Raw genomic sequence first — 13,138 nt, forward strand, 5'->3', positions numbered from 1 at the left:
GGGCGGCGGCCCGGGGCGGTCGGTCACGGTGCACCCCCGCGCCGGCGGCGGGCGGCCCGGGCCAGCAGGCCCACCGCCCACAGCGCCAGGGCGACGCCGGCCACCAGCAGGGGCGCCCAGCCGGCCGGGCCGGCGTAGCGGGCCGGCAGCAGGTAACGGCAGAGCGGTCCGGTGGCGGCCAGGGCCAGGGCGGCCAGCCCGGCGCAGACCAGCGCGTAGCCGCCGAGCACCAGCCGCAGCCGGCCGGAGTACCCGGCGAGCGCCCCCGGTTTGCCGCGCCGGACGGCCGCGCGCGCCAACAGGGTGGCGAACGTCCGGCTGTCGGTGGCGAGTTGGACGTGGCCCAGGGCGTACCCGAGGATCTTGTACCCGTCCAGTGGCGGCAGCGGCAGCAGATTGGCGAGCGCCATCACGGTGCCGAACAGCAGCAGGCCGGCCAGGAACGGCCGGGCCTGGGCCCGCTCCGGGAGCAGCGCCCAGACCGGGTAGCACGGCAGCAGCAGGGCCAGGTTCATCAGCGCCCCCGCGCCCGCCGTGGCGACCTGCTGCCGGCGGCGGGGGAGGAACCGGACGTCCTCCATCTCGCAGTAAAGGTACGTCATCAGCAGCCACCGGCGCAGGCCGATCTCGGTGGTCCGGGCCCCGAAGGCCCGCCCGGCCAGACCGTGCGCCAGCTCGTGCAGGGCGAGGCTCACCCAGAGCACCGCGCCGACGGCCGCCAGGGCCACCGGCTGGTGGGTGAGCCGGGCGGTTTCGTCGACGAGTTGCCCGAGCCGGGCGGCGATGCCGGCGAGCAGGGCCAGGACCAGCACCGCCAGGGGGAGCAGGAAGAGCGGGCGGCGGACGAATCCGGTGGCGCGGTGGAGCCGGTCGAGCAGGGCCGGCGGGTCGGCGACCAGCCGGACGCTGCCGGTGAGCAGCGTCGAACGGCGCCCGGGCCCGCGGACGGGCGGGGGCGTGGGCGGGGGAGAGGCGAAGCTGACGGGCGGGGGCGAGGCGGAGCGTGCGGACGGGGACGAGGACGGGGGCGGGGCGGACCGTGCGGGGGCGGCGGCGGGGGTGTGGCCGGCGAGCAGCCCGCGCCCGTACAGCAGGCCCAGCATCTGCTGCCACTGGGCACCGCCCAGGCGCAGCCGGAACTGCCGCGCGTACTCCTGGCCGATCTCGTCCAGCGACCGGGTGCCGTCGAGCCGGACGATGATGAAGTACTCCTTCACCCCGACCTCCAGCCGCCGTTCGCCGTCCGGGTCGCGGATCAGGTGGATCGTGCCGGTGCCGCGCCGCAGGGCGCCGCTGATCCGCACCCCCGGCTTGATCCGCGGTCTCAGGAGGAGCAGGTCCCGGTCGCTCACGGCGCCGCCGCCGGGTGCGGCTCGCGCAGCGCGCGGCCGAGGACGTAGCTGAGGTAGGCCTCGTCCCGGACGGTCACCGACAGCCGGTTGTTGGTCATGTGCAGGTAGGGCGAGAGCAGCATCGGGAGCGACTCGGCCGGATCGCCGACCGGGAGGTCCCGGGTGCCGTCCCAGGAGCGGAAGACGAGGTCGCCGCGCCGGGTGAGGTCCAGCACCTGCTCGCGCAGCTCCAGGCAGTGCTCGGCCCAGCCGCGCAGGACGCTCGGCAGCCGCTGCGGCTCTCCGGCCGCGACGGCCTCCCGGATCACCCGGAAGCGCTGCGGCAGGGTGGCGTCCATCGCCTCGTAGGCGCGGTCGTACCCGTCCCGCGCGGTGTAGTTGGTGCCGGCGAACGCACCGTTCCAGAAGGCGTGGTAGCGGTCCAGGAAGGACAGCAGGGCCTCGTCACCGGACAGGAAGCAGCCGGACATGGTCATCATCAGCTGGGCGGAGAGCCCGAGGACCACCGTGCGCAGGTGCACGTTCATCGTGCGGGCCGCCTCGACCACCAGCTCGCTGGACCGCTGGAAGTGCCGTTCGGCGAGCGCGATCCCGGCCGGACCGCCGTACTTGCCGTACTCCGGCTCGTACGGCTCGGCGCTGAAGGTGTTGTTGGGCCGCAGCCGCATCCGGCCGTCCGCGCCGAGCAGCCGCCCGCGCTCCTCCTCCGGGTACTCCAGCTCGAACAGGGTGTTGTACAGCTCGGCCAGGAAGCCGCCCTTGACCTCGTACAACGCCGGCCGACGGCGCAGGAATCCGGCGATCGCCCGCTCGGCGCGCGCCCGTACCTCCTCGGTCGCGGCGGGGGAGGCGGGGCGCAGCCGCAGCCGCAGGTGCGGGCCCTCCAGCCAGTAGTTGATGAAGAACCAGCCGGCCAGCAGGCCGTCGCGGGCCAGTTCCTCGGTCAGCGGGCGGACGCACTCCAGCAGCAGCGGGCGCGGGCTCGCGGCGTAGAACACGTGGAAGGCCAGCCAGTCGCCGGGGGCGGGCCCGGGGTCGGTGTCCGGCGTGGTGGGGTCAGTCACGGCCGTGCGCTCCCTGCTGCTCGGGCGCGGCGGCGGCCGCGCGGGGGACGATCTCCACGGCCAGCTCGGCGACGTGCCGGCCGAGCGGGGAGCGGACGTGCAGGGCCTGCTCGCCGGGCAGCATCTCCTCCAGCACCACCCGGGCCGGGCCGGCCGCGAGCAGGGCGTCCAGGGCCGTCAGCGACAACGGGCTGTCGAAGTCGACGTACTGGGGCTTGGTGGCGCCCTGCCAGCCGGTGGCACCCCCGGGCCCGGGCTCCGGGCGGACCCTGGCGAACAGCTGGGCGGGCAGCCCGTGCCGGCGCCGCCACCGCTGCCAGGCCAGGTAGCGGGCCGCCTCGCCCTCGCCCGGCCGCGGCTCGGGCAGCGCCCCCGGGCCGGCGCTCCAGGACCGCCGGTGCAGGACGAGGCTGCCGTGCCGCAGGCGCGGGCGGTGGGTCACCCCGTCGTCCGCCGGGCCGGCCGGCACCCCGCGCCAGGCGTCCGGGGTGACCCGCGAGGTGGGGGAGAACAGCAGCAGGGTGCGGGGGATCTCCGGCAGCACCATCGGGACGAGGTAGCCCAGGTAGAGCGGCACCACCTCCTGCCGCAGGCGGCGCGAGCGCAGCACCAGCCGGTCCGCCGCCGGGTCGTGCTCGACGTACAGGTCGTCGAGCTGGATCCGGGCGGCGGCGGGGGCGGTGCTGGTCTCGCCGGGGCAGACGATCTCGAAGTCCGTCAGCCGGGCGTGCAGGTTGAGATTGGTGGTGGCGGCGCCGGCGGTGACCTCGGCGAAGACCGCGCCGGGAGGCTGCAGGCCGCGCAGCGTCCCGCGCAGCGTCCCGCGCAGCCCGGCGACCAGCCCGTCCTCCGCTGCCTCGCCGGCCGTGCCGGGAGGTCCGACCGGCTCCGGCCCGGTGTCCTCGGCCGGGTCGAAGCAGTGGGTGAAGCGGGTGAACGGGAAGCAGAGGCCGCCGTAGGAGTTGTTGAGCACCACCAGCGGGCGCCCGTCGCGCCGGGCCAACTGGAGGAAGTGGCTGTACGGTTCGAACCCCCGGGGGAGCGGTGCGAGCTCGGCGGCCACCGCCGCCACCGTGGCGTCGTCCAGTTCGAGCTCCTCGGCCCCGGCCGCCCGCCCCTCCCACAACGCGGCCATCCGGGCGGTGAGTTCGCTCCGGGCGCGGTCGAGAGCGGTGATCTCCGGCATCCCCAGCCAGTTCTCCTCGGGCGGGTGGGCGCCGTCCGGGCCGGCGGCCGGGCGCTGCGAGGTGAACTGCAGGTACTGGGTGAAGATGTCCTCGTGGAAGTCGTGCACCAGTTTGAGCAGGTCCTCGCAGCGGCCGCCCCGGCCGTACCGCACCAGGAAGAAGCCCTTCAGGGTGAGGCGTTGGGCGAGGGCCACGTCGAAGAGCGGCAGGATCCGGGTCAGCGACTCCAGCGGTCCGGCGGCCAGCCGCGCCCACGGGGCCGCGTCCGCCGCCACCGGCGGGCCGGTCACGTCCTCGTACAGCAGGGTCTGCGGCAGCGAGGGCTCCGGTGCGCCCAACGCGCGCTGCACGTCCAGCAGATCGCGGCGCAGCCCGGCCAGCAGGGAGCGGCGTCCGGCGGTGTCGGCGGCCGGGTAGCCCGCCAGGCAGTCGGCCGGCCCGTCCAGCCGGTCGGCCAGGGCACCGGCCCAGGGGCGGTCCAGGCCGCGCAGTGCCCGCTGGAACGACCGGAGTGGGTCGCGACTGTGCACATCGGTGGCCAGCCAGGGGAGTTGGAGGATGCCGAGGTCCAGCAGTGCGGTCAGGTACTGCTCGGCCTCGTCCGGGCTGGCGCCGGTCTCGGCGGCCAGCAGGGCGGTCAGCTCCCGGTACCGGAGCAGCGGCCCGGTCCGCAGCAGGTCCAGTACCTGCTCCAGGGCGCCGCTGAGCCGCAGGAAGAACAGCCGGTCCTGCGCGGCGTCGAAGCTGACGGTGGCGCTGTCGTCCCCGGCCGTCACCGACCGGCGGACGTAGCGGACCCGGTCCTCGTCCAGCGCCCAGCCGGAGGCGACGGTGAGCGGCAGGTCGCGGCGGCGCTCGGGGTCGGCGGCGACCAGCTCGGCCAACCGGCTCAGGACCACCACGTTCAGCCGGACGTGGCCGGTTGGTCCGCCGTCCAGCAACACGTCGGGGATCGCCGGGAGTCGACCGGCGTCATCGGCCGGGAGATCGCCCGGCGGCGGCTGGAAGACGCCGGGGGAGACGGTGGTGAGGGTGCTGAACGGGCTGGTCTTGCAGGCCGTGCGGTAGAGGTAGGAGAGCAGCGAGCGCTCCATCTTGCGGCCGCGCTTGTCCGGGGCGGTGGCCGGCCCGGCGATGAAGGCGTCCAGCTTGCCGTCCAGTGCGGGGGAGGCCAGCAGCAGGCCGAGCCGGAGCGTCGGGAGGCCGGCAAGCCGCCGCAACTCGGTCCGGCTGCTGCCCAGTTCGGCCGCCAGTAGGGCTTCGCCCCGGGCCTGAAGGCCGGTCAGCCGGTGGCGGGCGTCCAGCCAGTCGGCCAGCAGCCGGTGGGCCGGGCCGTCCGAGCGGCCGGCCAGGGCCAGTACGTCGGCGACGTCCCGGGCCGGCCGGTGGTTGAACACCTCGCGGCGGACGGCGAGCACCCGGCGGCGCAACCGTTCGTCGGGGGCGGCCCGGACGAGCGCGGCCAGCGGTTCGCTGAGCCGGGCCCCGAGCTCGGCCAACCGCTCCTCCTCGCCGAGCAGTTCGTCCGCCCACCGGCTGGTCCCGGGGGCGCGCAGGCCGTGCACGGCCTCGATCGGCAGGCCGGCCGCGCGCAGCACGAACCGGGGGCTCAGGGCGGCTGCGCGGGGCTCGTCCGCCGGTGGGCGCCCGTCCGGCCGGTCCTCCGCCGGGGCATGCTCGTTCAAGCGGTCCTCCGCGGGTTCAGGCGATCGCATGGCTGAAGTCGGCCGGGTGCGGCCGCTCGTGGCCGATCATCATGATCAGCAGTGGTGTCTCGCCGGGGCCGTCGAGCCCGAGCTCCTCGGCGTACGAGACGCAGTCGAAGCCGAGCGCGACGCCGCAGGCGAGGTGGAGCGCTGCGCAGGCGGTGTAGACGGCCTGCGAGATCGCCCCGACGGTGGCGTTGACCAGGCGCAGCCCCCGGTCGCCGACCGCGTCCAGCACGGCCGCGGTGGGTGCGGCCGGGACGATCACCGCGCCCGCCTGCTCCAGGTTGTAGTTGGAGAGGAAGTAGTTCTCCTGCAGGAAGGCACCCGGCGGGCCCGGCTTCAGCGGCCGCAGCGCGCCGGTCGGGCCGTCGTAGGCGTACGTCCCGGCGGGCACGCCCTCGATCCGGTTGACGAAGACGTACAGGCTGGTGAGCGGCGGCCCGCCGGGGGTCTGCGCGTCGCTGCCGAGGTCGCCGCCGGCCGCGGCGGCCGCGAGTGCCGCCGCCAGCTCCCCGGCACGGACCGGGACGGTCGCGGTGAACCGGCCGAAGCTGCTGCGGCGGGCCCGCAGGGCCTCGCGCACGCCGAGCGCCAGCCGGTCGGGCCGGGGGAGGGGTACCGGCTCACCACCGGCCGGGGCGGCGGGGGCGGCCGGGCGGTCCAGCGCCCGGGCCAGGGCGTCGGCCGGCGGACGGTCGGCCGCGCCGGTGAGGGTCGCGGCGTGGATCCGCCGGACGGTCTCGAACCCGAGGACCCGTCGGGACTTCTCCTGCTCCTTGAGCCGCACCCGGGCCTCGCCGCCGGCTCGGCCGGGTGCGGGTGCGGGTGCGGGTGCGGGTGCGGGTGCCGTGGCGGGGGTGGGCGCGGGTGCCGGGGCGGTGGCGCCTCCGGTGCCGGGGCCGGCCACTGGCTCGCCCGGCTCGCCCGGCTCGGCCGCCGGGCGCTGCCAGCGGAGCGGGACCACCGCGAACACGCCCTCCTCCTCGGGGGAGAGCCCGAGCAGCTGCCCGATCCGCGCCTCGTCGAACCACATCACGGGCCGGACCTCCAGGCCCCGGGCCCGGGCCCACAGGCGCCAGGTACCCAGCAGGGCGCCGATGTCCATGGTGACCACGTGGTAGGCGAAGCTGTTGTACTTGAAGGCGTTCTGCCAGAACTTCACGCCGAGTACCAGGAACTGATCGGTCTCCTGGTCGTGGGGCGGTGCACCCGGCCCCCGGTCCGCCCCGCCGCCGAGCGCGGCGCGGACCTCCGCCGAGACGTCACCGGCCAGCAGCCGCTGCATCGAGTGGTGCGGCGTGGCGTAGTGGTAGACGCCGGGGGTGAGCGGGCCGCTCGGCCCGGCGACCCAGTGGATGCCGATCGGGTAGAGGCCGCCGCCGGAGGCGGTGCCGCGCGACCAGTTGGCATGGGTGTAGAGCGGCAGGGTGCCGAGGTCCGAGTTGGCGTGGACGGCCAGCCGGCGGCCCGTCAGGCCGTAGGAGTCCTGGAGCATCCCGCCGAGCAGGGCCGGGGTGAACCCGCCGTCCCCGGGCGGTCCGAACAGCCCGTCCTGGACGGTCGCGCCGGCGGGCGCGTCACTGTCGGGCAGCGGGAAGTGCTCGGCCCGCGGGTAGAACTTGCCCTTCCTGGGGCGGTCGGCCCAGTCGGGCACGAAGTCCGCCGGCTCCATGGGGACTCGGCCCCGCTGCATCACCGCGTTCGCGTACGCGTGGGCGTAGCCCATGTCGGTCCTTTCGGGAACTCGGCCGGAAGCGGTCGGGGACGGGGTGTCGGGGACGGGGTGTCGAGGACGGGGTGTCCGGGGCCCGGCGCGCGGCCCGGCGCGCGGGTCGGTACTCGGGTCGGTACACGGATCGGGCGGGTCATGGGAACGGGTGCGGCGCCGGGTTGAACTCGTCCGCGCGCAAGTCCCGCGTGAGCAACCCGGCTTCGCGTGGCCCGGTGCGCAACCGCGGCATGGTCAGGGCCCGTTGGCGGCTGCGGCCGAAGTCGATCGGGAGCAGCCCGGGCACCAGCACGCTCGCGGTGTGCAGGCCGAGGTCCCGCTGCTCGGGCATGGTCTGGTCGACCACGACGACATCGAACCCGGCGCCGGTGACCGCCTCGACGCAGGCCAGCAGGTCGTCCCGGAGGTCGCCGCCGGGCTCGATCACCGCCCGGCCGCCGGGGCCCGGCCGGCGCAGGCTGTCGAGTCCGGCGAGCCCCCGGCCGCCGCCGGTCGGGCGCGGCGCCAGCAGGAAGTCGGCGTACCGGGCCATTTCGGGCAGCCCGTAGACCAGCGGGTGGTCGTGCAGCACCTGGATCCGGTCGAAGTCCTCGGCCATCGCCCGCAGTCGCCGCTCCTCACGGGCGGTGCGGCGGCGCAGGTTGACGGCGTCGGTGGCGATCTCGCAGAGGCCGGCCCAGACCGCCGCCTCGGGGTCGAGGCTCGCGCCCGCCCCGAAGCAGAGCCGCCCGAGGCCGCCGTCGATCCGCTCGGCCACGGCGGTCACCACCGGGACGGGGAAGGTCGCCCGGGTGTCGAAGAACCTGGCCCGGTAGCCGTACATCTCCAGCCGGTCGACCAGGGCGGCGATGTCGGGCCGGACGGCGCCGCGGACGTCCAGTTCGGGCAGCTCCAGCCGGCCGTACCAGGCGAGCAGGAAGGCGTCCCGTTCGACGGCCTCCATCAGGCCGAAGTAGACCGCCTCCTCCAGGCAGCCCCCGGAGGCGCAGCCGTTGGAGCTCTCCTGGACGAACCGGTTCTCCAGCCCGCCGGGCGCGTGGTAGTAGGTGAGGATCTCCGGTACCAGCAGCGGACGCCCGTTGCGCAGCGACCACCCCCAGACCCAGGGGATCGCGCGGTCCGGTGCGAACGGCCGCACGCCCGGCTCCGCGCGGTGGAACTCCTCGGAGTAGAGGCCGCAGTCGCGAGGGTCGAGGGCCTGCCCGCCGAGGTCGTCGAAGGCGGCGACCACCGTGGTGCGCCGGCCGCGGGCGCGCATGCCGGCGAACCGCTCCAGGCCCTCCAGCAGCCCGACCCGGGTGCTCGCCCGGTAGCTGCCGGTGTGGCCGCCCCAGAAGCATTCGCGCAGGTAGTCGCCGGAGCGCATGGTGAAGCAGCCGACCGTGGCGGAGGTGGACGCGGAGACCAGGTCCGGTACGACCGAGGGCCCGAGCATCCCGGCGACGGGGTTGACGAAGGCCTCCAGCGGCAGGTCGTAGGCGTCGGCCCCGCGCAGCCGGAAGACCCCGGCGGCGTGCTTGGGCCGGCTGCGCAGCTCGATCCGGGCGCCGTCCGCGCTGTCCTCGGCGCGGTGTCCGCACTGCGGGCACTCGGCGTCGGGCACCAGCGGGAAGGCGCTGACGTGCAGGGTCTCCAGGTCCAGCAGGTCGACCAGGGGGAACCGCGGCGCCGGGCCCGCGGCCGTCGCGGCCCGCTCCCGCCGGGCGGTGACCAGGGCCGCGAGAGCGTCGGCGAGGAACGGCACCGCCCAGGGCGGACGGCCCGCCGCCCGGGTGCCGCCGCCGAGTTCCAGCGCCTCCCGCAGCGGGCCGGAGCGGACGGCCTGCCAGCGCCGGGCCAGGCAACGCGCGCAGGGCGCCGGCCCCCGGCTCACGGCGGCCCCGCCGGCAGCGGGTGCCGGCGCGGGGTAGGGGCCGATGATCGCGTGGTGGCCGTACAGGTGCACCGGCGTGGCCGGGGCGTCCCCGTCGGCCGCGACGGCCAGTTCGTCCCGGACGCCGAGCACCGACACCCGGGGCGCCGGGCCCGGCAGCCGGTCGGCCAGGGCCTGGGTGAGCCGGGCGGCCAGCTCGTCGCAGACCTCCGCCCACGGGCCGGTGTGCCCCGTCCGCGCGGCCTGTCCGGGCGAGGCGGCCGGGCGGGCGAGGACTTCACCGAGCACCGGTCGGCCCGTCCGTGAGCAGCACCCGGGCGACGGCGATCCGGCCGGCCCGCAGGTCGGCGGCGTCGACCGGGGCCACCAGCGCGTCCCGGCCGAGGGCCCCGAGCCGGGCCGTGACCTCCGGCAGGGTACGGGCGGCAGCCGGGTCGCTCGGCGTGCCCGTGCCCACCGGCAGGGTGGCGGTGGCGAGTTCGCGCAGCATCGGGTCGCCGGTGTCGGGGTGGTCGGCGGCCGGGCGGCCCGCCGCCGGGCCCGCGGTGTCGCGGCCGAGCTGTACCCGGCCGAGCAGGTCGCGGGCCGCCTCCAGCACCGCGCCGCGAAGCCGCAGTCCGCTGCCGATCGCCCAGCTGTCCCGGCCGGTGCCCGGGTCGGTGGCGCGGGCCAGTACCACCGGGACGAACTGCTCGGGGCCGGAGCCGAGTTCGAGCAGCTCCAGCTCCAGGCCCAGGTTCTTCGCCGAGCGGGCCAGGAAGACGAGTTCGGGGTCGTCCTGGAACAGGCCCGGGTCGACCCGGGCGGCCGGGGCGCCGCGCAGCGTCCGGCGCAGGGCGTCATGGGCCAGCGCGGAGAGCAGCCCGCGCGCCGTCGCCGCGGCGGGTGTGCCGGCCGCACCCGTCCCGGCGCAGGTCGCCTCGAAGGCCCGGTCCCGGTTGTAGGGGCCGAAGGTGCGCAGGGCGCCGGCGGGTACCAGCACCTGAGCGCCGGTCAGCAGCGAGGTGGCCGCGGCCCAGAGCGGGACGTCGGCGGCGCCGGCCCCGGTGCCCGCGCCGATGCCCAGCGACCGCGGGTCCACCAGCGGCCGGTGCGCCGCCCCGGCCAGGGCCTCGGCGGCCTCCACCCGCCCGGCCGGCGGCACCACGTGCTCGGCGTAGACCTCGGCCGCCCGGTACAGGGCGCGGAGTCGCGCGCCCGCGACATGGTGCACGTCGAAGGCGGAGATCTCGCGGGGCGCGCCGTGGCCGACGGAGAGCGCCACCGTGCCGATCTTCAGCGGGGTCTGGTTCCACCCGTCGTCCGCGTAGGCGGTGAAGACCCCGGCGTTCGGGCGGACCAGTACGGCCCGCTCGTCGAGTTCGGCCAGCGCGGCCCGGGCGGCGTCCTCCTCGGCGGCGCCGTCGGCGGCCTGTCCCGCTTCGGCGGACAGGCCCGTTTCGTCGGACAGGGCCGTCAGGTCGGTGGCGCTTGTGAGGTCGGTGACGGTTGTCAGGTCGGCCGCGCCGCAGCGCGGGCAGCGCGGGTGGGGGAGCAGCGGCTCGGCCACCACGTCCAGGGAGTCCAGGTCCTGGACGATCAGCCGGCCGTCGGTCTCGGCGGGCAGTGCTCCCGTGGTGAGACGGAACACCTCGTACCCGAGCAGGTTGCCGAGCATCGCGGCGAGCGGCCGGCCGATCCGGGGCCCGCCGGGGTCGAGCGGCGCGAGCGGGCCGACCGAGCTCCACAGGTCGGCGGCGGCGTCCGGATCGGTGTTCGCGCCCAGCCGCAGCGCCGCGCACGCCCAGCAGCCGCGGGTGTCCGCCGTCATCAGCGGCCCGACCACGGCGCGGTCGCCGATGGTCCAGGCGCCCAGCAGCCGCTTTCCGGCCGGGATCCCGGCGTCCAGCAGCCCGACCAGTTGCCGGAGGCCGGCCGGGCCGCCCGTGACCACCACCAGGTCGAAGCCCTCCAGGTCGGCCCAGCCCGAGCCGGTCCGGCCCGGGCCGGACCGGTGCCGCTCCGGCCCGGTCGCAGCCTCCCCGCCGCCCGTCCGGCCCCCGTCCGCCGGCCCCGCCTGCCCCGCCTGCCCGCCGAGCAGGGTGACCGAGACCGGGCAGCCCTCGGCCACCAGGGCCGCGACCTCCGTCCGGACCTCCGCGAACCCGTTGCCCGGCCGGTCGACGCCCGCCGCCACGCCCACGGTGGCGCAGCCGTTGCGGACCAGGCTCAGCACGCACCAGCGCGCCGTCAGATCGTCGCCCAGCACCGCCACCCGGCTCTCCCGGAACCGCTGGAACCGGCTCCCGGCCTCACCCACGTAGTGGTCGACGTAGTCGATCTGCGCGGCGAACCGGGCGGCCACCGCAGCTACCGGGGCCGGCGCGCCGGGCGCTTCGGCCGGGCCGGCGTCCCGGGCGAACCCGCGCGTGTAGAGGGCCCGGACCAGCTCCACCACCATGCTCCGCCGGCTGTCGTCCAGCCCCTGGCAGATCTCGGCCACGCTGTTGCGGCCGTTCAGGTGCGGCACGATCAGCGAGGCGAAGCGGTACGCCTCCTTGGTGGTCAGGCTGAAGCCCCCGTGGGCGTTGTGGAACAGCACGCCCTCCGGTGTCCGGGTGAACAGCACGTCCCGGCGGACTCGTGGGCGGGTGTCGGCGATCTCCTCGTACGCGGCCATGGGCCTCACACCTCTGTCGTACGCAGCGGAGCGGCTGGCTGCCGCGGGGAATCGGCCGGTCCGGGAGCGGCGGCGGCGCGCTCCACGGGTCGGCCGGCAGGACGGTCGGCGGGTCGGTCGTTGGGTCGGTCGTTGGGTCGGCCGGCGACAGCGGGGGGCTCCGGGCGCCGAGGACGCTCCGGGCGATCGGTCCGGTCCGTACGCTCCGGAGGGTCCGCACGCTCCGGCGGGTCGGAGCGGTCCGGAGGGTCGGAGCGGTCCGGCCCGTGGGCCGGGGCAGCGGGGGAGCGGCCGTGCGAGGCGGCCCGGGTGAAGGTGCGCAGGAGTTCGTGCACCCGGTAGCGCCCGGGCGGCCATTCCTCCAGCAGTCCGGCCCGTACCAGGCTCGCCAGGACGAGTTCGCCGCTCGCGGGGGCGTCCGGCCCGAGTCCGGAGCGTGGGACGCCGGGCGCCCGCCGGTCCGGTCGGTCCGCCGGGTCGAGCAGGTCCGTCGGGTCCGTCGGGTCGAGTACGCCCGTAGGGTCCGGCGGACCGGGCTGCGTCCGGCCGGCCGGGGCTCCGGACGGGCCGAGCCGCTGCGCCTCGGCCGCGGACGGTGCCGCGAACGGGGCCGGGGACCGCCCGGGCGGCCAGGGCTCGCCGCTCAGCAGGGCCGCTTCGAGGCCCCGCAGCGCCGGGCCGGGGCCGACCCCGAGCTCCGACCGCAGCTGCATCTCGACCCTGCGGTACTCGGCGAGGGCCTCCGCGCGGCGGCCGGTGCGGTGCAGCGCCTCGATCAGCTGCTCCCAGAAGCGCTCGTGCAGGGGGTGCGAGTGGGCCACCGGCCGGAGCTCGGCCAGCGCCTCACGACATCGGCCGAGCGCGAGCTGGATCTCGAAGACCCGCTCGGCGGTGCGCAGCCACTCCTCGGTCAGCCGGGGGACTTCGTCCAGGTGCAGCGCGTCCGAGTGGACGTTGGACAGGACGGGCAGCTGCCAGAGGGCGAGCGCCGCGCGGAGCAGCTCCAGTTCGGTGCCGGGGTCGGCCTCCGCGGCGGCGGCCCGGCCGAGCAGGGAGCGGTACTCCAGCAGGTCGAGAGTGCCGGCGTCGGCGGCCATCCGGTAGCCGCCGGGCACCGCCTCGATGGTGTTGCCGGAGATGCCGTACTTGCCGAACAGCCTGCGCAGCCGCAGGACGCAGGTCTGCAGGGCGGCCTTCGCGGTGGCGGGGGTCTCCTCGCCCCAGATCACCCGCTGGAGCGAGTCCACGGACACCACGCTGTTCGGCCGGACGAGCAGGGCGGCCAGCAGGGCGGCGGGTTTGGAGGGCTGGAGGACGACGGTCTCGTGGCTGTCCGCGATGGCCAGCAGTCCGAGGACGGTGAACCGGGCCGGCGGTCTTCGGCCGGGCGTTCTCCCGTCGGGCGCCGGCCCCTCGCCGGCCCCGGGAGTCGTCTCGCTGTCCCCCACGGTTCCCCTCCCCCACGTTGCGTGTGCGCTGCAGAGATCCGGTCCGGGCCCTGGTCGGACCGTTCCGTCGGGTGGGGAGGCACCCACTTGACCGAATGGTGCCAACGCCCAGGTGGT

Annotated in this window: 7 protein-coding genes; all 7 read right to left on the reverse strand. The window is 76.5% G+C overall.

Annotated elements, in window-relative coordinates; genetic code table 11:
* Nucleotides 1-23 precede the first annotated feature (23 nt).
* A complete protein-coding gene (locus OH807_RS39645) occupies nucleotides 24-1,352 on the reverse strand; it encodes a peptidase M50 (protein WP_406209844.1) in 1,329 nt (442 codons plus the stop codon).
* A complete protein-coding gene (locus OH807_RS39650) occupies nucleotides 1,349-2,416 on the reverse strand; it encodes a lantibiotic dehydratase C-terminal domain-containing protein (protein ID WP_406209846.1) in 1,068 nt (355 codons plus the stop codon). Before OH807_RS39650 ends, OH807_RS39645 begins: the two co-directional genes overlap by 4 nt.
* Nucleotides 2,409-5,288: a lantibiotic dehydratase gene (locus tag OH807_RS39655; protein ID WP_406209849.1), complete on the reverse strand. Its 2,880-nt coding sequence runs from the start codon at nucleotides 5,286-5,288 to the stop codon at nucleotides 2,409-2,411. The genes OH807_RS39650 and OH807_RS39655 overlap by 8 nt, the downstream gene beginning before the upstream one ends.
* A 16-nt stretch (nucleotides 5,289-5,304) precedes the next feature.
* Nucleotides 5,305-7,038 carry a nitroreductase family protein gene (locus tag OH807_RS39660; protein ID WP_406209852.1) on the reverse strand — a complete coding sequence of 578 codons (1,734 nt, stop codon included), beginning with the start codon at nucleotides 7,036-7,038 and terminating at the stop codon, nucleotides 5,305-5,307.
* A 139-nt stretch (nucleotides 7,039-7,177) separates the two neighbouring features.
* Complete coding sequence (locus OH807_RS39665) at nucleotides 7,178-9,202, reverse strand: TOMM precursor leader peptide-binding protein (protein ID WP_406209855.1); 2,025 nt, start codon at nucleotides 9,200-9,202, stop codon at nucleotides 7,178-7,180.
* Nucleotides 9,192-11,573, reverse strand: a complete 2,382-nt coding sequence (locus OH807_RS39670) for a TOMM precursor leader peptide-binding protein (RefSeq protein WP_406209857.1) — start codon at nucleotides 11,571-11,573, stop codon at nucleotides 9,192-9,194. Before OH807_RS39670 ends, OH807_RS39665 begins: the two co-directional genes overlap by 11 nt.
* Nucleotides 11,574-11,578: 5 nt before the next feature.
* The gene (locus OH807_RS39675) at nucleotides 11,579-13,021 is read right to left on the reverse strand and encodes a BTAD domain-containing putative transcriptional regulator (RefSeq protein WP_406209860.1); all 1,443 of its coding nucleotides are present in this window, start codon (nucleotides 13,019-13,021) and stop codon (nucleotides 11,579-11,581) included.
* Nucleotides 13,022-13,138 lie beyond the last annotated feature (117 nt).

Source organism: Kitasatospora sp. NBC_01560, assembly GCF_045208415.1.
Lineage (GTDB): Bacteria > Actinomycetota > Actinomycetes > Streptomycetales > Streptomycetaceae > Kitasatospora.